Genomic DNA, 23546 nt, shown 5'->3' with positions numbered 1-23546 from the left:
CCTCCCTCTCGCTCCGCGCGGGCCGCCGCGGACCCGCAGCGCGTTCGGCGTGCAAGCCCGGCGATCCTGCCCGCGTCCCTGGCATCGCATGAGGAAAACTAGCGGCGGATCTTGCGCGTCGCAGCAGCGATTCATTTCACAACGCCAATCGCGCTCTCACAATGTGAAAAGTTACGCGCAAATACCTGATTTTCTTGCCGCAAATAATTTCTTATATCTTATATAAGACTTATTGCTGCAAAGCGAGATCGTCCCTATACTTTTTTCCACACGAGGACGCTTCAGCGCCCCTCGTACCGGCAGGACTCACCCGACCGGAACACACCGGGCGGACGTGCCGCCGAGTTGAAACCAGCTTGTAAACCATCAGTCGAGAAGGAACTGTCATGACCCTGACCCGCGAACAGCAAATCGCCGCCCTCGAGAAAGACTGGGCCGAAAACCCCCGCTGGAAAGGCATCAAGCGCGGCTACGCCGCAGCCGATGTCGTCCGCCTGCGCGGCTCCCTGCCGATCGAGCACACCCTGGCCAAGCGCGGCGCCGAAAAGCTGTGGGAGAAGGTCAACGGCGGCGCCAAGAAGGGCTATGTGAACGCCTTCGGCGCCATCACCGCCGGTCAGGCGATGCAGCAGGCCAAGGCAGGCCTCGAGGCCGTGTATCTGTCTGGCTGGCAGGTCGCCGCCGACGGCAACACCTCCGAGACCATGTACCCGGACCAGTCGCTGTACGCCTACGACTCGGTGCCGACCATGGTTCGCCGCATCAACAACACCTTCAAGCGCGCCGACGAGATCCAGTGGTCGCGCGGCATCAACCCGGGCGACAAGGAATTCATCGACTACTTCCTGCCGATCGTCGCTGACGCGGAAGCCGGTTTCGGCGGCGTGCTGAACGCCTTCGAGCTGATGAAGAACATGATCGCCGCCGGCGCCGCCGGGGTGCACTTCGAAGACCAGCTGGCTGCCGTGAAGAAGTGCGGCCACATGGGCGGCAAGGTGCTCGTGCCGACGCAGGAAGCGATCGAGAAGCTGATCTCGGCCCGCTTCGCCGCCGACGTGATGGGCGTGTCGACCCTGATCCTGGCCCGTACCGACGCTGAAGCCGCGAACCTGATCACCTCGGACCACGACGCCAACGACAAGCCCTTCCTCACCGGCGAGCGCACGCAGGAAGGCTTCTACCGCGTGAAGAACGGCCTCGAGCAGGCCATCAGCCGCGGTGTCGCCTACGCCCCGTACGCCGATCTGGTGTGGTGCGAGACCGGCACGCCGGACCTCGGATTTGCCCGCGAGTTCGCGCAGGCCGTGCTGGCTGCCTGCCCGGGCAAGCTGCTGTCGTACAACTGCTCGCCGTCGTTCAACTGGAAGAAGAACCTCGACGACAAGACCATCGCCAAGTTCCAGGACGAGCTGTCGGCGCTGGGCTACAAGTACCAGTTCATCACGCTGGCCGGCATCCACGTCAATTGGTTCAACACCTTCCAGTTCGCGCACGCTTACGCTCGCGGCGAAGGCATGAAGCACTACGTCGAGATGGTCCAGGAGAAGGAATTCGCCGCTCGCGAGCAGGGCTACACCTTCGTGTCGCACCAGCAGGAAGTCGGCGCCGGTTACTTCGACGACGTGACCACCGTCATCCAGGGCGGTTCGTCCTCGGTGAAGGCGCTGACTGGCTCGACCGAAGAAGAGCAGTTCCACTGATCAAAGGGGCATAGGCGGGCCGCCATCAGGCCCGCCAAAGCTGGAGGCCGCGTCCACAAGACGCGGCCTTTTTCTATTGGTCCATGCCGAGCGGATGCGACTCAGCCCGCACCGCCCCCCTGAGGGGCCATGCCCGGCCCCATGCGTCCGGGTCCCATGCCGCCTTTGCCGCCTCGCCCCATCCCGCGCGGGCCGAACATCGGGAACTGCTCGTCGAAGGTCTTTTTCTGCGTCGTATCGAGTCCGACATACAAGGCTTCGGTGGCCTTGCGGACATCCTGCATCGAGGCCAGGCGTTCCTTCGCGAAGGATTCCATGCGCTCCATGCGTTCCGGCACGGTCTTCGGACGCTCCTGGGTGCGCATCGCCTGCATGTGCTCGGACATCCTGCGCGCCTTGTCTTGCATCACGCTCTTGAACTGCTCCCACGCCAGCGCTTGCTCGGGTTTCAGGGAAAGGGCCGTCTGCAGAGTCGCGAGCCGTTGGGTCATCTGCTCTGACATCGCTGCCGGGTCCATGCGGTGCATCCGGTGCATGCCACCGCGCGGGCCGTCGCAATCGCCCCACGGCGCCGCGAACGCGCCGCCCGCTCCCATGCCAATCGTCGCGACGAGCGCGGCGGCGAGCGAATTCTTCATCCACGTTTTCATGATCCTTCTCCGGTTAGTGATGGGGTTCGCCCCTTGCGGGCGGCAGAGTCATTTCAGCACCGCCGTGTAAGCGGGATTTGTCCGCAGGAAGGCGGATTGAATGGCTGTGTTTCGCGTGCCGTGGGCGATACTCTGGGATACAAACCGGCGGCCACGCGGCCGTAAGATTCGATCGACCCGAAGTCCCGGGGGCGCGCGACCGCCCTGCCGAACCCATCTAATGAACATGACGAACGCACCCGACCATATCCTGATCGTCGACGACGACCGCGAGATCCGCGCGCTGCTGGCCGACTACCTCGAAAAGCAGGGATTGCGCTGCACGACCGCCGCCGACGGGCGCGAGATGAAGGCGGCACTCGACCGCCACCGCGTCGACCTGATCGTGCTGGACCTGATGCTGCCCGGAGAGGATGGCCTGACCCTGTGCCGCAACCTGCGCGCAGCCGGCCCTCATGCGAACACCCCGGTCCTGATGCTGACCGCGCGCGGGGAGGACATGGACCGCATCCTCGGGCTGGAGATGGGCGCGGACGACTATGTACCGAAGCCCTTCGTCCCGCGCGAACTGCTCGCGCGCATCCGCGCGATCCTGCGCCGCGCACGCGCGCTGCCGCCCAATCTCGAGACCGCACAGGTGCAGCACGCGACCGAACTGGGCTTCGCCCACTGGCGCCTGAATACAGTGGGCCGTCACCTCGTCGGCACCGACGGCACGGTCGTGCCCTTGTCGGGCGCCGAGTACCGGCTCCTGTCGGTATTCCTGTCGCATCCGCAGCGGGTGCTGAACCGCGACCAGTTGATGGAGCTGACCCAGGGCCGAGAGGCGGACGTCTTCGACCGCTCGATCGACCTGCTGGTAAGCCGGTTGCGCCAGCGCCTGGGCGACAACGCGCGCGAACCCGAGATCATCAAGACGGTGCGCAACGAGGGCTACGTGCTGGCATGCGCAGTGTCGCCGGTCGCGCCGGAAGGCGAGGCTCCATGAAAACCCGCTGGACCCGCACGCTGTTCGCCCGGCTCATGCTGATCTGGCTGGGCGGGATGGTGGTCGTGCTGGCGGTGAGCCTCGCGCTGTTCCTCAGCGAACGCGACCGCTATGCGCGCGAGGTGTTGTTCGAGGGCGTCGCACGCGAGATCGCGGCAGCCGTCGATGTGCTCGAACACATGCCGGCGGGACAGCGCGAAGACTGGATCGACGCGGTGGGACGCCGCCGCCTGCGCTTCGCCCTCGCGCCACCGCCTTCCGACGCGACGGCCAGTTCCGCTTCCGCACCGCTAGCTGCAGCCATCCGCGAGGCCCTGCCCGACCGCAAAGTCGAAGTGCTGTCGCGCGCGCGACCGGACGAGGAGCATCCGCACCGCACCCAGTCCTTTGTCAGCCTGCGGCTCGGCGATGGGACCCCGCTGCTGATCCGCATGCCGGGGCCGATGTTCGGCATGCGGCCGCCGCCGCTTCCGCCCGGCAGCCTGGTGACCTCGCTGCTGGCGCTGCTCGTCGGTGTCACGCTGCTCACTTGGTTCGCGGTGCGCATCGCGACGCGCCCGATCACGCGACTGGCGGCGGCAGCCGATGCGCTGGGCGAGGATCCGAACCGTCCGCCGCTCGCAACCGATGGCCCCGCCGAAGCGGCCCTGGCTGCGCACGCCTTCAACCGCATGCAGGAACGCATCCTGCAGCATGTCGCCGAGCGCACGCGCATCCTGGCCGCGGTTTCGCACGACCTGCAGACCCCGATCACGCGCCTGCGCCTGCGTGCCGAGCTGATCGAGGACGAGGCCCTGCGCACGAAGTTCCAGAGCGACCTGGACGCGATGCAGGCGCTGGCCAAGGAAGGACTGGACTACGCGCGCAGTCTGGACACGAGTGCAGCGAAGCAGGCGATCGACCTGAACGCCCTGGTCGCGGCATTGCGCGACGACGCGCAGGACATGGGCTGGGACGTGGAAATCGAGGGCGAACCGGTGCCGCCCTGCAGCGGGCAGGTCGGCGGACTGCGCCGCGCGCTTTGGAATCTGATCGAAAACGGGCACAAATTCGGGGGACGCGTGCGCATCGCGCTCCACACCCGGCCCGCGGCATGCGAGCTTCGCATCCGCGACGATGGCCCCGGACTGCCGCCGCAGGAGTTGGACAAGGTCTTCGAGCCCTTCTACCGCGTGGAGTCCTCGCGCAGCCGGGAAACGGGCGGCACCGGATTGGGGCTGGCGATCGCGCGCAACCTGTTGCGGGCACAAGGCGGCGAGGTGCAGCTCGCGAATCGCACAGAGGGCGGTCTCGAGGCGATCGTCACACTAACGCGCATGGCGCGGGAGCGCGACACCACGGCCGCCTGAGCGGACGGTGCCCTACAGCGAGGCGAAGCTCCCGCGCCCGGCCGGAAGCGGCATCAGGGGCGCCGCCAGGTCCGCCGCAACCTCGGCGCGCAGCCAGTCGAGAAACGCCAGAAGCAGCGGCGTGTCCAGCCGCCCTTCGGGGAGCACGATCCAGTAATGCCACTGCGGGCGCTGCGCGAACGGCAAGTCGGACGGGAAGTCGTTCGCACAAATGCCCTCGGGGGCATGACGGGCCTCGATGGCGATGTCGAAGGGGCGCAACAATTTTCCCGCACGCAGCGCCGACGCTGCCAGACTGCGGCGCGCGAGCGCGACGCCGCGTCCTTCGAGTGCGGCCTGAAGCACTAGGGCGGAGTCGGAGAGCATCAGGCCGCTCGCCGGCTCGGGCCAGTCGAGGCCGGCAGCACGGAACCAGGGCGCCCAGTCTTCCCCCTCCGAACGCAAGAGCGGCAGGCCCGCGAGATCGCCCGGCACGCGCAGCGGATGCCCCGCGCACAGGGCGGGACTGACGACCGGAAAGAGGACGTCGTCCATCAACAGTTCGCTCCTGACCCCACCATAGCCGCCGGGTCCCCAGCGGATGCTGAGATCCATGCCGTCGCGGCTGAAATCGGCGAGCGCGCCGGTCGCGGTGATATTCACTTCCGCCGACGGATGGGCATCGATGAAGGTACCGATCCGCGGCGTGAGCCAGCGGCTCGCAAAGGACGGCATCACACTGATCGACAGGCGGTTCGGGTTGGAACGTCGCCTGAGATTCGCCACGGTCTCGGCGATCTGCCGCAGGGCGGCGTTTGCGGCGTGCAGGAGCTCCTCCCCGGCGGGGGTCAGCACGACCGTCCGTCCCTGTCGATGAAAGAGCGGAAAACCGAGATGCTCCTCGAGCGTGCGGATCTGGTGGCTCACCGCGCCGTGCGTGACGAACAGTTCGTCGGCCGCACGCGACACGCTCGACAGGCGCGCCGCCGCCTCGAAGACGCGCAGCGCCGGCAATGGGGGAAGTTTCCCGGGACGTTCCATATGTGAGCGATATTCACAAACATGTCAGAAAAGATCGATTTTCACGATTGCCGCCAGCAATGACAATGGCTGCCACAACGGTCGCTCCAGTGGGGCATCAGGAGGCATCATGGAAACGAAATATGCTCGCCCTGAATGGGATCTGCAAGCAGGCGGAATCCTCTCGATCGATGATGCGCGTGACTGGGTGGTGAGTCTGGCCAGCGGCCATGCGTGGCTGACACTTGAGGGATACTCACAGGACAAGTGGATCGGCGCGGGCGACCGCTTCCACGTACCCGGCGACGGCCGGATGGTCATAGAGGTCGAGTGCGACGCCCGCATCCGCCTCGAGCCGCCGCCGGCGAGCACCATGCAGCGTTTGCTCGCACGAATCGAGCGCAGCACACGGCGCTTCGCCGCGACGGTCGCAAACGCCACCGTTTATTCGGCCGAGCGCATCAGCTGCGGCCCGGCCCGCTGAAGTCAGACGATCAGGCGCGGCGCGCGAGCAACACGATCGCGACGCCGCCAAGGATCGCGACCGAGGACAGGACGAGGCGCAGCGTCACCGCCTCGCCGAGGAACAGCACCCCGCCGACGGCCGCGATCACCGGGACGCTGAGCTGGACGGTCGCGGCGCTGGTGGCGGTCAACCCGCGCAGTGCCGCATACCACACGGCATAACCGGCCCCCGACGCCACGGCGCCGGACAGCACCGCGTACAGCGCCCCGTCGGCATCGACGCGTACCTCGCCACTCCCGAGGATTCCGAGCGCGAGTGCCATGGGCACCGTGCGCAGGAAATTCCCCCCGGTGGCGGCCAGGGCGTCCGATGTCTTGCGTCCGCGCAGCGAATACACGCCCCACGCGATGCCCGCCCCGATCATCAGCAGCGCCCCGCCAAGCGGCGGCGCACTCAGCCCCGGCAACAGCAGGTACACCAGCCCGCCGAAGGCCAGCAGCAGGCCGGCTGTCTGCTGTGTCTGCAGACGCTCGCCGCGTGCGATCCCGGTGAGGATCATGGTGGCCTGCACCGCTGCAAACAGCAGCAGCGCACCCACACCGGTCGGCAAGGACACATAGGCAAAGGAAAATCCCGCGGCATAGGCGAACAGCGCAAGCGCCGACCCCCAATTGCCAGCCTTGCCCGGAACCTGTCGTCGCCACTGCAGCAGGATCGCAAGCATCACGGCGCCCGACACCAGGCGTATCACGGTAAAGCTCGCGGGATCGATGCTCGTGTGCTGCAATGCGAGACGGCACAGCACGGAATTGGCCGCGAAAGCGATCATCGTGACGAGCGTCAGCGATGCGATGCGCACGGATGTCACACAGGTCTCCTCGATGGAGCGTTGCGGGGCATCAGCTTGCGCCGCGCGACTGTCCCTCTTGTTTTTCTTCGGGTCGGGCGTATTGGTGGGCGAGTTCGCCGAAACGCCCGACCTCGCCCTCGCACCATGCCGCATCCCTTCCCAGTTCCTCTGCCAACAGGCGCGCAACCGCGGGCGCTGCTGCGGCGGCTTCCGCGGCATCGAGGAACAGCGCCCGATACCGCCGCGCCAGCACGTCCTCCACCCCGCGCGCGAGCTCGCAGCGCGCAGCGTAGCGCACTTCGGCCTCGGTCAGGCGGAAAGCCGAATGCACGAGGTGTCCGGCGCCGGGCAGCAGGTCAACGGCCGTGCGCGCCGAACCGTAGCAATCCGACGTTGGGCCGGCGTCACCCCCATGCAGGCGCAGCTCGGCAGTGACGCACGGTCGTCGCGCCAGCCCGGCCACCGACTGCGCCGTATCGATGGTCTCCTCGGCCATGCGGCGGTAGGTCGTCCACTTCCCGCCGGTGATCGTCACGAGTCCGCCCGGCGACACCTCGATGCAATGCTCGCGCGACAGGCTGCGCGTTGCCGAATTGTCGCCCGCGCCGATCAGCGGACGCAGCCCGACGAAGACGCTGCGGATGTCCGCGCGCACCGGCGGCCGCGCAAGATACGGCGTGACGGCATCGAGGATGAACTCGATTTCTCCGGCAAGCGGTCGAGGCTCGAGGGGGAGATCCTGGCGCGGCGAATCGGTGGTGCCGATCAGCACCCGGCCCTGCCAGGGAATCATGAACAGGACACGCCCGTCTGCCGTTTCCGGCACCAGCAATGCGTCGCGTCCCGGCAGGAAGCCGGCATCGACGACGATATGCACCCCTTGGCTGGGCTTGAGCAAGGCACGCGCCTGCGGCAGCTCCGCGCGGCGGATGGCGTCCGCCCATACGCCCGTTGCATTGACGACGACGCCCGCGGGGATGCGAAACGCCTCGCCGGTCTCTGCGTCGTGCGCGAGGACGCCGTTCACCTGCCCGTCCTCGACGATCAGTCCATCGACGGGCAGATAGTTCAATGCAAGGCCGCCCAGGTCGAAATGGGTGCGCATCAGGGCGAGCGCGAGGCGCGCGTCGTCGAACCGGGCATCCCAGTACGCGATGCCCCCGCGCAGCCCCGCCGGCCGCAGCGTCGGCAGCGCGACGATGGTGCTGGCGGCGTCGAGCACGCGGCTATGGCCGATGCCGTGCATGCCCGCCATCAGGTCATAGAACGCGAGGCCGGTGCCGAACTTCGGGATATCCAGCCAATGGTAGGCCGGCACGACGAAGCGCTGCTTGTGCACGAGATGCGGCGCGTTCGCGAGCAGGCGCGAGCGCTCGACGAGCGCCTCATGCACCAGCGGTAGATTGCCCTGCGCGAGGTAGCGCACGCCGCCATGAATCAGTTTGGTGGCGCGCGAGCTGGTCCCTTTCGCAAAGTCATGGGCCTCGAGCAGCAAGGTGCGGTAGCCGCGCGCACTCGCATCCACCGCGCAGCCCAGCCCCGTGGCGCCACCGCCGATCACCACCACGTCCCACGCGCCGGTCTCGCGCAGGCGCGCGAGCAGCGACGCCCGATCCAGCCCGGCCGCCGGGTCCCGGCGTGTCGCCGCGCTCACGCCTCAGCCCAGCCGCGCGAACGCCCGACCGCGCGATGCCAGCGGGCGATCAGCGCGTCGCGCCGATCCGCGTCCATCGCGGGCTCGAACCGCCGCTCCGCGCGCCAGTGCGCGGCGACCTCGTCCTCGCACGACCACACGCCGACCCCCAGACCGGCGAGGTAGGCGGCGCCCAGTGCCGTCGTCTCCAGCATCTGCGGCCGCACGACGGGCACTCCAAGCAGATCGGCCTGCAGCTGCATCAGCAGGTCGTTCGCCGCCGCCCCGCCATCGACGCGCAGCTCCTTCAACGGACCGGCCCCGTCGCGATCCATCGCCGCGACCAGATCGACGGTCTGCAGCGCGATCGCCTCCAATGCTGCGCGCGCGATGTGGGCGGCGCCGGTGCCGCGCGTCAGGCCGAACAGCGCACCGCGCGCATACGCGTCCCAGTAGGGGGCGCCCAGCCCGGTGAAGGCCGGCACGAGCACGACCCCGCCGCTGTCCGGAACACTCGCCGCGAGCGCCTCGATCTCGCCCGAATGCCGGATCAGGCCGAGGCCGTCGCGCAGCCACTGCACGATCGCCCCGCCCATGAAGATGCTGCCTTCCAGCACATAACGGGTGCGCCCGCGGGCGCGCCAGCCGACCGTGGTCAGCAGGCGGTTGGTCGACGCGACGATCCCGTCGCCGGTGTTCATGAGCAGGAAGCAACCAGTCCCGTAGGTGTTCTTCGCCATGCCCGGCACGAAGCAGGCCTGGCCGAAGGTGGCAGCCTGCTGGTCGCCGGCGATGCCCGCGATCGGCACGGCGGCGCCGAGCACGTCGGCATGCGACTCGCCGCACACGCCGCTGCTGTCGACGATGCGCGGCAACAGCGCACGAGGAATGCCGAAAAGCGCGAGAAGTTGGTCGTCCCAGTCACCGCTGCGGATGTTGAACAGCATCGTGCGTGCGGCGTTGCCCGGATCGGTGACGTGCAGCGCCCCGCCGCTCAGGTGCCACACCAGCCAGCTGTCCACGGTGCCGAATGCCAGTTCGCCGGCTTCCGCGCGCCTGCGCGCATCCGGCACATTGTCCAGCAGCCAGGCCAGTTTGGTGGCCGAGAAGTAGGCATCGAGTTCCAGACCGGTACGCGCGCGAATGAGGTCCGCGTGTCCGTCGGCGCGCAGCCGGTCGCACGCGGCGGCGGTGCGGCGGTCCTGCCACACGATCGCGGGAGCGAGCGCCCGGCCGGTGGAACGCTCCCACAGGATAGTCGTCTCGCGCTGGTTGGTGATGCCGAGCGCGGCAAGCTCAGCCGCCGCGATGCCGGCGTCGACCAGCGCCGCACGCGCGCAATTGAGTTGCGACGCAAGGATCTCGTCCGGGTCATGCTCCACCCACCCGGGATGCGGAAAAAACTGGGTGAAGTCCTTTTGCGCGGCCCCGCGCACGCACCCGTCGGCGTCGAACACCATGGCCCGCGAGCTCGTCGTTCCCTGATCCAGCGCCAGCAGCCAGCTCATGCCACCCCCGCAGAAACGCGCGATGACGCAAGCGTACCGCGGCGCCGCGCGCCTGACCATCCCTCCCCGCGCTCGCTTGCACGGCGCGCGTGTGGTTCAATGTCGCCTTTCGCTGCGCCGCACCAAACCGCCATGCAATCGCTCTGGATGATCGTCGCCAGCCTGCTCTTCGCCTGCATGGGGGTGTGCGTCAAGCTCGGAGCCGGCACCTTCTCCACCGGGGAACTGGTGTTCTACCGCGGCTTCGTCGGCCTTCTGGTCGTGACTCTCATCGCGCGCATGCAGGGCGTGCCGCTACGCACCCCGCACTGGCGGCTGCAGGTCACCCGCGCCCTATCGGGCTGTGCGGCGCTGATGTGCTACTTCTATGCGATCAGTGCCCTGCCGCTGGCGACAGCGGTCACGCTCAATTACACCTCGCCGATCTTCGTCGCCCTGCTCCTCGCGCTGTGGTTCCGCGAGCGCCTGCGCGGGCCGGTGATCGCCTCGGTCACACTGGGCTTCGTCGGCGTCATCCTTTTGCTCAAGCCGACCCTGCAGGCCGAACAGTGGCTGGGGGCCTGCGCCGGACTCGGCTCCGGCCTCGTCGCCAGCCTTGCCTACATCAACGTGCGCGAACTCGGCCGCGCCGGTGAGCCGGAGGCGCGGACGGTGCTGTGGTTCTCGGCGATCACGACCCTGCTCGGCATCCCGTGGGCGCTCTCCGGTGAACTGCGCGCCATCGACCTGCAGGGCGGTGCCGCGCTCGCGGGTGTCGGTCTGTTCGGAGCGCTCGCCCAGCTCGCGATGACCCGTGCCTACCGCTTCGGCAAAACCATCGTCGCGGCCAATCTGGCCTACACTACGGTGATCTTCTCCAGCCTGTTCGGTGTGCTGCTGTGGGACGAGATCCTCACGCTCGACGCCTGGATCGCCGTCGTGCTGATCATCGCCAGCGGCGCGGCCGTGTCGCTCGCCTCGCGCCCGGCGCCACAGGCACTGCCCCCCGGCGCCGCGCCCGACGGCCGCGGTCGAGATTGAAGCGGCTGGCGCCCGGGGATATAGTAGTTCGCATAATCCAGTCGCCATGCGGAGGCAGTCATGATCACAACGGACCATCGCCCCAATCTGGTCGCCGTTGCCGTGTTCGGCGAATTCACCCTCGCGGACTACAAGGAGTTCGAGGAACTGGTCAATTACAAGATCCAGTTCGAGGGTCCGGTGAGCCTGCTCTTCGATCTGCGCGAGATGGCCGGTTTCACGCTCGACGTGGCATGGGAGGAAATCCGCTTCTCGCGCAAGCATGCGCATGACTTCCGCCGCATTGCGGTACTCACGCAGGACCAGTGGCTGACATGGAGCGCGTGGATCTCGCAGCTCTTCGTCGACGCCGAAGTGCTCGTATTCGATGACGAGGCAGAGGCGCGCGCCTGGCTCGAGACGACCGAGGAGCCCGCACGGTGAGCAGTCACGCATCGGGCTCTTCCGCGTCCTACAGCACGCTGATCAGCGCCCACGAACTCGCCCAGCACATCGACGACCCCGACTGGGTGATCTTCGACTGCCGCCACGACCTCGCGAACCGCGACTTCGGCCGCGACGTCTACGCCCGCGCCCACATCCCGGGCGCGCGCTTCCTGCACCTCGACGAAGACCTGTCCAGCCCGCTGACGGGCACGAACGGTCGCCATCCGCTGCCCGATCCCGAAGCCTTCGCGCAACGCCTCGCGCGTGCCGGCGTCGGCAACGAAACCCAGGTCATCGCTTATGACGACGCCGGCGGCATGTTCGCCGCGCGCCTGTGGTGGATGATGCGCTGGGTCGGCCACCACTGTGCGGCGGTCCTAGACGGCGGGCTGGTCGCCTGGCTGGAAGCCGGCCAGGCGCTCACCGCGAAGGTCCCCGAACCGGTCCCCGCGACCTTCCGCGTCTCGCTGCGTCCGGAAGTCGTGGATGCCGCGTGGGTCCTCGGGCATCTGCACGACCCGGAGATGCTGCTGCTCGACGCCCGCAGCCCCGACCGCTACCGCGGCGAGAACGAGACGCTCGACCCGGTCGGCGGGCACATCCCCGGCGCGATCAACCGCTTCTTCCGCGACAACCTCGACGGCCGCGGACACTTCAAACAGGCTTCGATCCTGCGCGAGGAATTCGGGGCGCTGCTCAAGGGCGGCGACGCCCACCGCGTCGTCCACCAGTGCGGATCGGGCGTCACCGCCTGCCACAACCTGCTGGCGATGGAATCGGCGGGTCTGACCGGCTCGCGCCTGTATGCCGGTTCGTGGAGCGAATGGTGCGCCGATCCGGCGCGGCCCGTCGCAACCGGCCCCGAGCGCTGATCCCCCGGGGCGGGAGCCCTACCACTCGACCTTTTCGACGGTGCCGAGGGAGCGTCCGAGAAAACGCTCACCGATCGTCTGGAAGCGCAGCGGCACATCGGTGACCACGAAGCGATATGCGGCCGGCCCCGGGTGCGTGCTGGCGATACCGAGTTCCTTGAGTTTCGCCGCGGCCAGTTCCGCGGTCGTGATCGCGGAGTCGACCAGACGCACGCCCGGCCCCGCGACATCACGCAGCAGCGGCTTCAGCAGCGGATAGTGCGTGCAGCCGAGCACGAGGCTGCCGACCTCCTCCGCCAGCACCGGCTTCAGGTATTCCTGCGCCGTGAGCCGGGTCACCGGATGATCCAGCCAGCCCTCCTCGACCAACGGCACGAACAGCGGACAAGCCTGCGAATACACGCGCACGCCGGGATCCAGGGCATGGATGCGCCGCGCGTAGGCATTGCTGTTGATCGTCGTCGGCGTGCCGATCACGCCGATCCCGCGCCCCTTAGACTCCGCGACCGCCGCATGCGCACCCGCCTCGATCACGTCGAGGACGGGAATGTCGCGCGCCAGGCGCCGCACCACGTCGGCCGCCACCGCCGCCATCGTGTTGCACGCGACGATCAGCATCTTGACGTCCTGCTGCAGCAGGAACTCGGTGATCTGGGCGGTGAAATGCTCGATCGTCGCGACGGATTTGACGCCGTAAGGCACCCGCGCGGTGTCGCCGAAATACACGATGCGCTCGAGCGGCAGGCGCTCCATCAGGGCGCGCACGACGGTGAGCCCGCCTATGCCGGAATCGAATACGCCTATGGGTCGGGAGGAGTCCAATGCAGAAACCAGGTCAGGACAAAAACGGATTCTAGCGCAAGCTCAGCCCTGCCGTGACGCGTGCCGCGCGAGGGCCCAGGCGACGTGCTCGCGCACCAGTTCCGAAGGGTCGTCCGCACGCGCCCGCAGCGCCGCCAACACCTCCGGAGTGCCCGCTGCGTTGCCCAGCGCGACCGCAAGATTGCGCGACCAGCGCTCGAAGCCGATGCGATGGATCGCGCTACCCGCCATCCGCTCGCGGAACTCGCCCTCGCTCCAGGCGAACAGCTCGACCAGACTCGCCTCGTCGAGCCGGTGGCGCGGTGCAAAGTCCGGTTCCATGCCGGGCTGCGCGAAGCGGTTCCACGGGCACACGAGCTGGCAGTCGTCGCAGCCGTAGATGCGGTTGCCGATCAGCGGCCGCAGCGCCTCGGGAATCGCCCCCTTGAGCTCGATCGTCAGGTAGGAGATGCAGCGCCGCGCATCCACCCTGTACGGCGCGACGATCGCACCGGTCGGACACGCGTCGAGGCACGCACGGCAGCTGCCGCAATGCGGCGCCTCGGGGGCGTCGATCGGCAGCGGCAGGTCGGTAAAGATCTCGCCGAGGAAGAAATACGAGCCGGCGCGGCGGTTGAGCAGCAGCGTGTGCTTGCCCCGCCATCCGAGTCCGGCCCGGCTCGCCAGCTCCACCTCGAGCACGGGCGCCGAATCCACGAACACCCGGAAACCGTGCGGCGCCTCGGCGGCGATGCGCTCCGCGAGCTTCTGCAGGCGGTTGCGCATCAGCTTGTGGTAATCGCGCCCCAAGGCATAGCGCGACACGTAGGCGCGCTGCGGGTCGTCCAGCGCCGCTTGCGCGTCGGCCGCCCGCGGCCAGTAGTTCATGCGCACGCTCACCACCCGTAGCGTGCCCGGCACCAGCTCCGCCGGACGCGCCCGCATCATGCCGTGCCGCGCCATATAATCCATGTCTCCGTGGAAACCGTCCGCCAGCCAGGCCTCGAGCCCCGGCTCGGCCGACGACAGATCCACGTCGGACACGGCGAGATCGGCGAAGCCCAGCTCGCCGGCCCAAACCTTCATCCGCCCGACGAGCGCGCTCAGGGACGCGTCGGGAGTGACATCCGCAGGGATTTCATCATGATTCACATTCATCACCGGGCAAATGATAGCAGCCCGCTTTCGGCTCAACTCGACGACGAATCCGACACCGCAGCCGCGGGCGCAGCCCTTGCCAAAGCCTTGTGCGCGGGCCTCGTCATCTACCTGCGCGGCGACCTCGGCGCCGGCAAGACGACCCTGGTGCGCGGGGCGCTGCGTGCCCTCGGTCACGACGGAAAGGTGAAAAGTCCCACCTACACCTTGATTGAACCTTATCTTGTTTCTAGATTAAACTTATATCACTTTGATTTTTATCGCTTCGCAGTCCCAGAAGAATATCTGGAAGCAGGGCTGGACGAATATTTCGACGGAAACGGGGTATGTCTGGTGGAATGGCCGGACAAGGCGGCGCCCTACATCGCCGCGCCGGACCTCGAGATCCGCCTCACCGTATCCGGCCCGGGCCGGCGCCTCGAAGCGCTGGCACTGACGGAGGCAGGACGCACATGCATACGCAAACTGGATTCGGAGCTGAGCGGGACCCCGACATGACTGCCGCACCCGGCGTGACGCGGCGCGACCTGCTGAAATTCGCCGGCGCGACGCTCGCACTGCTCGTCAGCCCGGTCGGCATGGCCGCGACCAGCCTCCTCGCGGTACGCGTATGGCCGGCGGAGGAATACACCCGCATCACGATTGAAGGCAACTCGCAGCTCAAGTTCACCCACCTGCTGGTCACCGATCCGCACCGCCTCGTGGTCGACCTCGAAGGGGTCGAATTCGACAGCGTGCTGCAGTCGCTGCCGTCCAAGGTCCTCGAGTCCGACCCCTACATCAAGCTGATCCGCGCCGGCCGCAACCGCCCCGGCGTGGTTCGTCTCGTCGTCGAACTGAAGAGCGAGATCAACCCGCAGGTGTTCACCCTCGCGCCGGTCGGCAACTACGGCCACCGCCTGGTGCTGGACCTGTACCCCACGACACCGGTCGATCCCCTGCTGGCGCTGATCGAGAAGTCCTCGCCGATGGATGCCGCGGTGGGCCAGACGGGCGACGCACAGACGGCGGCGGACGCGCCGGCACAGATCGCCCGCCCCGACAACGCCGACCAGGTTTCGGGCGCACGGCGTTCCGCACGCCCGGCTGCCAACCGACTCATCACCATCGTGCTCGACCCCGGCCACGGCGGCGAAGACCCGGGAGCCGTCGGCGCACGCGGCAGCTACGAGAAGAACGTGACCTTGTCGATCGCGCGCCGCCTGAAGCAGAAGATCGACGCCGAGCCGAACATGCGCGCAGTGCTCACGCGCGACGGTGACTACTTCGTGCCGCTGGGCCAGCGCGTCACGCGCGCGCGGCGCGTGCAGTCCGACCTCTTCGTGTCGATCCACGCCGACGCCTTCGTGCGCCCCGACGCGCGCGGCAGCTCCGTCTTCGTCCTGTCGGAGAGCGGTGCATCGAGCTCGGCCGCACGCTGGCTCGCTCAGAAGGAAAACGACGCCGACCTCATCGGCGGCGTTAACCTCGCCAAGCAGGACGGCCACCTCGCGCGCACCCTGCTCGACCTGTCGCAGACCGCCACGATCAACGACAGCCTCAAACTCGGCAAGGCGGTGCTCAGCGAGCTGGGCGACATCAACAAGCTGCACAAGGCCCACGTCGAGCAGGCCGGCTTTGCCGTGCTGAAGGCTCCGGACATCCCGTCCATCCTCGTGGAAACGGCGTTCATCAGCAATCCCGAGGAAGAACAGCGGCTCAACGACGAGGCCTACCAGGACAAGATGGCGAACGCGATCCTGCGCGGCCTGCGTGCTTATTTCCGAGAGAATCCGCCGCTCGGCCGCACCAAGGTCGCACGCCTCGACTGATCGCCGCGACGCCGGCACGGGCGGCAGCTTCCCGCTCGTGGCGTTCCCGCAAACACCTTCAGCGCCCGCCCCAGAGCGGGCGCGTTGCCGTTATAATTACGGCTTTTTTCAGGCGGTTATGCAGGTTTTTCGCGGGATTCCCGGGCACGCCGCACACCCCTCGGTGCTCACCATCGGCAATTTCGACGGCGTGCATCGCGGCCATCAGGCGCTGCTCCAGATGCTCATGAACACCGCGCGCGCAATGTCGCTGCCAGCGGTGGTGATGACGTTCGAGCCGCATCCGCGCGAATACTTCTCGCCGGACGACGCCCCCGCCCGCCTCGCATCGCTGCGTGAAAAGCTGCTGCTGCTCGCCGCCGCCGGCGTCGACCGCGTCCACGTCTGCCGTTTCGACTCCCGCTTCGCGGCCGTGACGGCCGACCAGTTCATCGACGACATCCTCGTGCGCGGTCTCGGCGTGCGCCACCTCATCATCGGCGACGACTTCCGCTTCGGCGCCCGCCGCCAGGGCGACTTTGCACTGCTCGAGCAACGCGGCGCGCAACAGGGTTTCGTCGTGGAGGCGATGCCCACGCTGGACGTCGCGGGCGAACGCGCCTCCAGCTCGGCCGTGCGCGAGGCGCTCGCCGAAGGCGATCTTGCCCATGCCGCACGCCTGCTCGGACGCCCCTACAGCATCGCCGGACGCGTCGTCCGCGGAGACCGGATCGGCCGCCAGCTCGGCTTTCCGACCGCCAACATTCAGATGAAGCACCGCCGTCCTGCACTTGCGGGCGTGTTCGCGGTCAGCGTCGAAGGCCTCGGCGAAAACCCGGTTGCCGGCGTCGCCAACATCGGCGTGCGACCGTCCGTGACCAGCGCCGGCAAGCCCACGCTCGAAGTCCACCTCTTCGACTGGACGCGCGACTGCTACGACGCCCACCTGCGTGTGCACTTCCTGAAAAAACTGCGCGACGAAACGAAGTTCGCTTCGCTCGACGCCCTCAAGGCCCAGATCGCCAAGGACGCGGCCGACGCCCGCGCCTGGTTTGCCGAAAATCCCGTCTGCCCCACCAATTGCCCCTGATTGCCTTCGAGGCCCGAACCCACCATGGCTGACTACCGCAAGACGCTCAACCTGCCCGACACCCCCTTCCCGATGCGCGGCGACCTCGCCAAGCGGGAGCCGGGCTGGATCGCCGCCTGGCAACAGAAGAAGCTCTACCAGAAGATCCGCAAGGCCTCGGCCGGCCGGCCGAAGTTCATCCTCCACGACGGCCCCCCCTACGCGAACGGCGACATCCACATCGGCCACGCGGTGAACAAGATCCTCAAGGACATCATCGTCCGCTCGAAGACCATGGCCGGCTTCGACGCTCCCTATGTGCCCGGCTGGGACTGTCACGGCCTGCCGATCGAGCACCAGATCGAGAAGCAGCACGGCAAGCACCTGCCCGCCGACCGCGCGCGCGAGCTGTGCCGCGACTACGCCGGCGAACAGATCGAGCGCCAGAAGAAGGACTTCATCCGTCTGGGCGTGCTCGGCGACTGGGACAATCCCTACCGCACGATGCAGTTCTCGAACGAAGCCGACGAGATCCGCGCGCTCGGCGAGATGTACCGCAAAGGCTTCCTGTTCAAGGGGCTGAAACCGGTGAACTGGTGCTTCGACTGCGGCTCGGCACTGGCCGAAGCCGAGGTCGAATACCAGGACAAGAAGTCGCCCGCGATCGATGTCGGCTTCCCGCTCACCGACGCGGACCGCCCCAAGCTCGCCCGCGCCTTCGGGCTCGACACCCTGCCCGAGCAGCCGGTATACATCGTGATCTGGACCACGACCCCGTGGACGATCCCGTCGAACCAGGCGCTCAACGTCCATCCCGAACTCATGTACGAGCTGATCGAGACGCCCAAGGGCCTCGTGATCCTCGCCGCCGAACTTCGTGCATCAGCCCTCGAGCGCTACCAGCTCGAAGGCCGCGTGCTGGCCGCCGCCCGCGGCGTCGCTCTCGACCGCATCCAGTTCCGCCACCCCTTCTACGACCGTGTGTCGCCCGTCTTCCTCGGTGACTATGTCGCGGCCGACGCCGGCACCGGCATCGTGCATAGCGCGCCCGCCTACGGCCTGGACGACTTCCAGTCGTGCATGCGCTACGGCATGCGCAACGACGACATCCTCAACCCGGTGCAGGGCGACGGCGTGTTCCACGAGAGCCTGCCCTTCTTCGGCGGTCTGTCGGTATGGGACGCCAACCCGAAAATCGTCGAGAAGCTCGCCGAGGTCGGCAGCCTGTTCGCCTCGGGCAATCTCACGCACAGCTACATGCATTGCTGGCGCCACAAGACGCCGGTCATCTATCGCGCTACCACTCAGTGGTTCGTCGGCATGGACCGCGTACCCGGCCGCGAGGCCATCGAGCCCGGCGCCCCGACGCTGCGCGAACTCGCGCTCAAGGCAATCGACGACACCCAGTTCTTCCCGTCCTGGGGCAAGGCCCGCCTGCACTCGATGATCGCCAACCGTCCCGACTGGTGCGTGTCGCGCCAGCGCAACTGGGGCGTGCCGATCCCGCTGTTCCTCGACAAGGAAACGGGCGAACCGCACCCGAAGAGCCTCGAACTGCTGGAGCAAGTCGCGAAGCGCGTCGAGAAGGAAGGCATCGACGCCTGGTTCAAGCTCGACGCCGCCGAACTCCTCGGCGCAGAGGCCGCGCAATACGACAAGATGCGCGACACCCTCGACGTGTGGTTCGACTCCGGCACCACCCACTGGACGGTACTGCGCGGCTCGCACGCCTCCGACAGCCGCTGGCCGGCCGACCTCTACCTAGAAGGCTCGGACCAGCACCGCGGCTGGTTCCATTCCTCACTGCTGACCGGTTGCGCCGTCGACGGTCGCGCCCCTTATGACGGCCTGCTGACCCACGGCTTCGTGGTCGACGGCCAGGGCAAGAAGATGTCGAAGTCGAAAGGCAACGTCGTCGCCCCGCAGGAAGTCTCCGACAAGCTCGGAGCCGAGATCCTGCGCCTGTGGGTCGCCGCCACGGACTACTCGGGCGAGCTGACGATCTCAAAGGAGATCCTCGACCGCGTCGTCGAGGTCTATCGCCGCCTGCGCAACACCCTGCGCTTCCTGCTCGCCAACACCGCCGACTTCGACATCGCCAAGGACGCCGTGCCGGTCGCCGAGTGGCTCGACATCGACCACTACGCGCTCGCGCTCACCGCACGCCTGCAGGAGCAGGTCACCGCCGACTACGCGCGCTACGAGTTCCACAAGATCGTCCAGGCGCTGCAGAACTTCGCTGCCGAAGACCTCGGCGCGTTCTACCTCGACATCCTCAAGGACCGCCTATACACCACCCAGGCGGACTCGCGCGCACGCCGCGCCGCGCAGACCGCCCTGTGGCACATCACTCAGGCCGTTACCCGCATGATGGCGCCCATCCTGTCCTTCACCGCCGAGGAGATCTGGTCGCTGATCGGCCAGGACAAGGACGACAGCGTGATGCTCCACACCTGGCACGAGCTGCCCGCGCTCGGCGACACCGAAGCGCTCGTCGCGCGCTGGACGCTGATCCGCGAGGAACGCGCCAAGGTACAGAAGGTCCTCGAGGGCCTGCGCACGGAAGGCCGGATCGGCGCTTCGCTGCAGGCCGAGGTCGTCGTACGCGCGAGCGGCGCGAAACACGATGCACTGGCAAGCCTGGATGACGATCTGCGCTTCGTGCTGATCACCTCGCGTGCCGAACTCGTGCGCGCCGCCGACGAGGCCGCCGAAGGTATCGACGCGAGCGCGTCCGAACACGCCAAGTGCGGCCGCTGCTGGCACTTCCGCGCCGACGTCGGCAGCCACGCCGAGCACCCCGAACTGTGCGGCCGTTGCCACGACAATCTTTTCGGCGCCGGGGAAACACGCGTCCATGCGTGATTCCGCCGCTGCCCCGCAAGCGGCCCGCAGCGCCCCCGCGCTGACGCGCCGCTTCTTCGGCTGGCTGGAACTCGTGGCGCTGGTGATCGTCCTCGACCAGGTGACGAAATGGCTGGTGCTGTCGCAGCTCGACTTCGGCGAAGCCATTCCGGTCACGGGCTTCTTCCAGCTCGTGTTGGTGTTCAACCCGGGCGCCGCGTTCAGCTTCCTGGCCGACCACTCCGGATGGCAGCGCTGGTTCTTCGTCATCCTCGCGCTCGGCGTCAGCGGCTGGCTCCTTGCGCTGCTGCGCCAGCATCACCGCGAGACCCTGCTGCCGCTGGCCTTCAGCCTGCTGATCGGCGGCGCACTGGGCAATGTCATCGACCGCCTGGTTCACGGCGCCGTCGTCGACTTCCTCTACTTCCACGTCGGTCGCTACGGCTGGCCGGCCTTCAACGTGGCTGACTCGGCGATCACCGTCGGGGTCGCCCTGATGCTGTGGGCGCAGTTCCGCGCCCCGCGCACCACCAGCAACACCAATCCGGAGAACCCCTCGTGACGCAGACCGTCCAACCGAACAGCCTCGTAACGCTGCACTACCGCATCGCCCTCGAAAACGGCCAGCCGCTCATCAGCACTTTCGAGGGCACGCCTGCGACCCTGCAGCTCGGCTGCGGCGACCTCCTCCCGAGTCTCGAGCGCGTGCTCGAAGGCCTCGAAGTCGGTACCCACCAACAGTTCACGCTGGCGCCGGAACAGGCCTTCGGCCCCTACAACCCGGAACTCGTCGAGCACGTGAAGCGCGAACACATGCCGGAAGAGGAAATCGAACCGATGACGATCATGGAATTCGGCGCACCCGATGGCACCCGCTACTCCGGCCTCGTGCGCGAGATCGACGCGGTCCGCGCGATCGTCGACTTCAACCACCCGCTCGCCGGCAAGACGATCCGCTTCGAGGTCGAAGTCATCGGCGTCCTCTGACGCCGCAGGCGGCCGGCCCCAACCCCAGACAGAGATCAAGATGAACGATTCCGAAATCCTGCTCGCCAATCCGCGTGGCTTCTGCGCCGGAGTGGAACGGGCGATCGAGATCGTCGAACGCGCACTGGCGCGCTTCGGCGCACCGATCTACGTGCGCCACGAGGTCGTGCACAACAAGTTCGTGGTGGATGACCTGCGCGCCAAGGGCGCAGTCTTCGTCGAGGAACTCGACGAAGTGCCTGCGGGCAGCACCGTCATCTTCAGCGCCCACGGGGTGCCCCAGGCGGTGCGCGCGGAAGCCGAGAAGCGCGGCCTGCGCGTGTTCGACGCCACCTGCCCGCTTGTCACCAAGGTGCATATCGAGGTCGCCCGCATGCGGGAACAGGGCCGCGAGCTCGTCATGATCGGGCACAAGGGCCACCCCGAGGTCGAAGGCACGATGGGACAGGTGAAGGACGGCATCCATCTCGTCGAAAAGGTCGAGGACGTCGCGACGCTGCAGGTCGCCGACCCCGAAAAGCTCGCCTATGTCACCCAGACCACCCTGTCGGTGGATGACGCGGCCACCCTCGTCGCGGCCCTGCGCGAACGCTTCCCGGCGATCGTCGGCCCGAAAAAGGACGACATCTGCTACGCGACGCAGAACCGGCAGGACGCGGTCAAGTTCATGGCCCCGCGCGTCGACATCGTCTTCGTCGTCGGCTCGCGCAACAGCTCCAATTCCAACCGCCTGCGCGAGGTCGCCGAGCTGCTCGGCGTGCCCGCCTATCTGATCGACAACGCGGAGGGCATCGACCCGGCCTGGATCGCGGGCAGGAAACGCATCGGCGTGACCGCCGGCGCCTCCGCCCCGGAAGTGCTCGTCGGCGCCGTCATCGAACGTCTCAAGCTCCTCGGCGGCGGCTCGGTGCGCACCCTCGAAGGCGTTCCCGAGCGCGTCACCTTCCCGCTACCGAAAGAGCTGCAGGCCGACGCCTGAGCACACACCCGCCGGGCTCCTCCGTAAAGGGGCCAGGGCGGGCCGGCGCCCCGTCACGCCTGCGCGCACGTGTTGCCAAGCCGCGAACAAGAGGGCTAAATATGCCGTTATCGCGCATCGTGCGGCAGCTGTTAAGGCGGCAATCAAATACCTCCGTTCGCCCCGAGCCTTTCGAAGGGCTCAGCCCGGACGGTATTCGGTCACCGGGTTAATAACCGCCCCCCGATCGCGCGTCCGGATACACCACGACCGGCGTGTCGCTCGAGCCGGGGTGACGACCAGCAGCCCCAGGGGAGCCCCTCCCGCGATGAAACGCAAACATTCCGAACGGCTGACGGTACTGTTGCCGGCCATGGCGCTCGCCATCCTCGGGGCGTGCAGCGCACCGAATGCCGATGTGCCGCAGAACGCCCCCAATGCGGCGACGTCCGCTGCCCGGCCGGCCCTCACGGTCGAGGTCACGAACCCGGAGCCCGTCGCATGGAGCCGATCGACTCCCGCAACCGGCAACGTCGCCGCATGGCAGGAGACGATCGTCGGCAGCGAGATCGGGGGGCTGCGCATCGCGCAGGTGCATGCGAACGTCGGCGATCACGTGACCAAGGGGCAGATACTCGTGACGCTCGACGACGCCGTCGTGCAGGCCGATCTCGCCCAGGCGCGCGCCCAACTTCAGGAGGCTCGCGCGATGCACGCCGAAGCACGCGCCAACGGCGATCGCGCGCGGCGTTTCCAGCCGACGGGCATGATGAGCGAGCAACAGGTCACGCAATACCTGACGGCCGAACAGACCGCAAAGTCGCGCATCGAGCTCGCCGCCGCACGCGTCCAGCTGGCCGAGTTGCGCGTCCGCCAGACCCGCATCCTGGCGCCCGACGATGCGCTCATCTCAGGTCGCGCAGCAACGGTGGGAACCGTCCCGCAGGCGGGACAGGAACTCTACCGTCTCATCCTTCAGGGGCGTCTGGAGTGGCGCGCAGAGGTCGCGGCCGAAGACATCGGCGAGATCCGTTCCGGCGACGCCGCCAAGCTGAAACTCGCCGGCGGGGAAACCGTGACCGGCCGTGTGCGCAGCATCGCCCCATCGATCGACCCGCAGACGCGCAACGGAATCGTTTACGTCGATCTCGACCAAAGCGGGGCCAAGGCGGGCATGTTTGCCACCGGCGAAATCACCCCCGTCGCCCAGGAACTCGCCCACGCGCTCAGCCTGCCGCAATCGGCCGTGTTACTGCGCGATGGCTTCTCCTACGTCCTCCGCATCGGCCCCGACAACAAGCTGGCACAGGTTCGCGTGACGCCCGGCAGGCGGCGGGGTGACAGCGTGGAGATCCTCGCCGGCGTTGCCGAAGGCGAGCGCTTCGTTCGCAGCGGCGTCGGTTTTCTCAACGACGGTGACCTGGTCGACATAGCGGCAGCCACACCGGCCGCCTCGCCGCAGCAGTGAGGCGCCCGCG

General features: G+C 67.6%; 22 protein-coding genes. 15 read left to right on the top strand and 7 right to left on the bottom strand.

Annotation, left to right across the window (positions count from 1 at the left end; genetic code table 11):
* Nucleotides 1–386 precede the first annotated feature (386 nt).
* Entirely contained in the window at nt 387–1700 is a 1314-nt protein-coding gene (aceA, locus tag GO615_RS15805) for an isocitrate lyase (protein ID WP_169129745.1), read from the top strand.
* Nucleotides 1701–1801: 101 nt separating this feature from the next.
* Here the strand turns inward: aceA and GO615_RS15800 are convergent, their stop codons facing one another.
* Entirely contained in the window at nt 1802–2350 is a 549-nt protein-coding gene (locus GO615_RS15800) for a Spy/CpxP family protein refolding chaperone (protein ID WP_169129743.1), read from the bottom strand.
* A 226-nt stretch (nt 2351–2576) separates the two neighbouring features.
* Between GO615_RS15800 and GO615_RS15795 the strand changes: the two genes are divergently transcribed.
* Nucleotides 2577–3338, top strand: a complete 762-nt coding sequence (locus GO615_RS15795; protein ID WP_169129756.1) for a response regulator — start codon at nt 2577–2579, stop codon at nt 3336–3338.
* On the top strand, nt 3335–4687 hold the full coding sequence (locus tag GO615_RS15790) for an ATP-binding protein (protein ID WP_169129741.1): 1353 nt from the start codon (nt 3335–3337) through the stop codon (nt 4685–4687). The genes GO615_RS15795 and GO615_RS15790 overlap by 4 nt, the downstream gene beginning before the upstream one ends.
* Nucleotides 4688–4699: 12 nt before the next feature.
* Here the strand turns inward: GO615_RS15790 and gcvA are convergent, their stop codons facing one another.
* Nucleotides 4700–5680: a transcriptional regulator GcvA gene (gcvA, locus tag GO615_RS15785; RefSeq protein WP_246262316.1), complete on the bottom strand. Its 981-nt coding sequence runs from the start codon at nt 5678–5680 to the stop codon at nt 4700–4702.
* Between the two features lie 136 nt (nt 5681–5816).
* On the opposite strand from gcvA, the gene GO615_RS15780 reads away from it, so the two are divergent.
* Nucleotides 5817–6170, top strand: a complete 354-nt coding sequence (locus GO615_RS15780; protein ID WP_169129737.1) for a DUF2917 domain-containing protein — start codon at nt 5817–5819, stop codon at nt 6168–6170.
* A 10-nt stretch (nt 6171–6180) separates the two neighbouring features.
* Here GO615_RS15780 and GO615_RS15775 read toward each other — a convergent pair whose 3' ends face one another.
* Genes GO615_RS15775 through glpK form a run of 3 tightly spaced genes read right to left on the bottom strand, consistent with a single transcriptional unit; the run spans nt 6181 to nt 10143 of the window.
* On the bottom strand, nt 6181–7020 hold the full coding sequence (locus GO615_RS15775) for an EamA family transporter (RefSeq protein WP_169129735.1): 840 nt from the start codon (nt 7018–7020) through the stop codon (nt 6181–6183).
* 31 nt (nt 7021–7051) lie between these two features.
* Nucleotides 7052–8656, bottom strand: coding sequence for a glycerol-3-phosphate dehydrogenase/oxidase (locus tag GO615_RS15770; RefSeq protein ID WP_339380047.1), 1605 nt, complete (start codon nt 8654–8656; stop codon nt 7052–7054).
* Nucleotides 8653–10143, bottom strand: a complete 1491-nt coding sequence (glpK, locus tag GO615_RS15765) for a glycerol kinase GlpK (protein ID WP_169129733.1) — start codon at nt 10141–10143, stop codon at nt 8653–8655. Before glpK ends, GO615_RS15770 begins: the two co-directional genes overlap by 4 nt.
* A 132-nt stretch (nt 10144–10275) precedes the next feature.
* On the opposite strand from glpK, the gene GO615_RS15760 reads away from it, so the two are divergent.
* From GO615_RS15760 to GO615_RS15750, 3 genes are read left to right on the top strand one after another with little or no spacing between them, the layout of a single operon-like run.
* On the top strand, nt 10276–11163 hold the full coding sequence (locus GO615_RS15760; RefSeq protein WP_169129731.1) for a DMT family transporter: 888 nt from the start codon (nt 10276–10278) through the stop codon (nt 11161–11163).
* A 60-nt stretch (nt 11164–11223) separates the two neighbouring features.
* A complete protein-coding gene (locus tag GO615_RS15755) occupies nt 11224–11586 on the top strand; it encodes a SpoIIAA family protein (protein WP_169129729.1) in 363 nt (120 codons plus the stop codon).
* Complete coding sequence (locus GO615_RS15750; protein ID WP_169129727.1) at nt 11583–12461, top strand: rhodanese-like domain-containing protein; 879 nt, start codon at nt 11583–11585, stop codon at nt 12459–12461. The genes GO615_RS15755 and GO615_RS15750 overlap by 4 nt, the downstream gene beginning before the upstream one ends.
* 18 nt (nt 12462–12479) lie before the next feature.
* On the opposite strand, the gene murI is transcribed toward GO615_RS15750, so the two are convergent.
* The gene (murI, locus tag GO615_RS15745) at nt 12480–13283 is read right to left on the bottom strand and encodes a glutamate racemase (RefSeq protein WP_211167156.1); all 804 of its coding nucleotides are present in this window, start codon (nt 13281–13283) and stop codon (nt 12480–12482) included.
* Nucleotides 13284–13325: 42 nt separating this feature from the next.
* A complete protein-coding gene (gene queG / locus GO615_RS15740) occupies nt 13326–14420 on the bottom strand; it encodes a tRNA epoxyqueuosine(34) reductase QueG (protein ID WP_169129725.1) in 1095 nt (364 codons plus the stop codon).
* On the opposite strand from queG, the gene tsaE reads away from it, so the two are divergent.
* The 8 genes from tsaE to GO615_RS15700 all read left to right on the top strand — a co-directional run bounded on the left by tsaE (nt 14406) and on the right by GO615_RS15700 (nt 23536).
* Entirely contained in the window at nt 14406–14918 is a 513-nt protein-coding gene (gene tsaE, locus GO615_RS15735; protein ID WP_169129723.1) for a tRNA (adenosine(37)-N6)-threonylcarbamoyltransferase complex ATPase subunit type 1 TsaE, read from the top strand. The genes queG and tsaE overlap by 15 nt on opposite strands.
* The gene (locus GO615_RS15730) at nt 14915–16231 is read left to right on the top strand and encodes an N-acetylmuramoyl-L-alanine amidase (RefSeq protein WP_169129714.1); all 1317 of its coding nucleotides are present in this window, start codon (nt 14915–14917) and stop codon (nt 16229–16231) included. The genes tsaE and GO615_RS15730 overlap by 4 nt, the downstream gene beginning before the upstream one ends.
* 118 nt (nt 16232–16349) lie before the next feature.
* Complete coding sequence (locus GO615_RS15725; RefSeq protein WP_169129712.1) at nt 16350–17300, top strand: bifunctional riboflavin kinase/FAD synthetase; 951 nt, start codon at nt 16350–16352, stop codon at nt 17298–17300.
* Between the two features lie 24 nt (nt 17301–17324).
* Nucleotides 17325–20144, top strand: coding sequence for an isoleucine--tRNA ligase (gene ileS, locus GO615_RS15720; RefSeq protein ID WP_169129710.1), 2820 nt, complete (start codon nt 17325–17327; stop codon nt 20142–20144).
* Entirely contained in the window at nt 20137–20685 is a 549-nt protein-coding gene (gene lspA / locus GO615_RS15715) for a signal peptidase II (RefSeq protein ID WP_246262315.1), read from the top strand. The genes ileS and lspA overlap by 8 nt, the downstream gene beginning before the upstream one ends.
* Nucleotides 20682–21110, top strand: coding sequence for an FKBP-type peptidyl-prolyl cis-trans isomerase (locus GO615_RS15710; protein WP_169129708.1), 429 nt, complete (start codon nt 20682–20684; stop codon nt 21108–21110). Before lspA ends, GO615_RS15710 begins: the two co-directional genes overlap by 4 nt.
* A 40-nt stretch (nt 21111–21150) precedes the next feature.
* Complete coding sequence (gene ispH, locus GO615_RS15705; protein ID WP_169129706.1) at nt 21151–22089, top strand: 4-hydroxy-3-methylbut-2-enyl diphosphate reductase; 939 nt, start codon at nt 21151–21153, stop codon at nt 22087–22089.
* Between the two features lie 307 nt (nt 22090–22396).
* Nucleotides 22397–23536 carry an efflux RND transporter periplasmic adaptor subunit gene (locus tag GO615_RS15700; protein WP_169129704.1) on the top strand — a complete coding sequence of 380 codons (1140 nt, stop codon included), beginning with the start codon at nt 22397–22399 and terminating at the stop codon, nt 23534–23536.
* Nucleotides 23537–23546: the final 10 nt, after the last annotated feature.

The organism is Aromatoleum evansii (genome assembly GCF_012910805.1).
GTDB classification, from domain to species: domain Bacteria; phylum Pseudomonadota; class Gammaproteobacteria; order Burkholderiales; family Rhodocyclaceae; genus Aromatoleum; species Aromatoleum evansii.
Note: the sequence above shows the minus strand (reverse complement) of the source record. Positions and strands in the feature narration are given on the sequence as shown.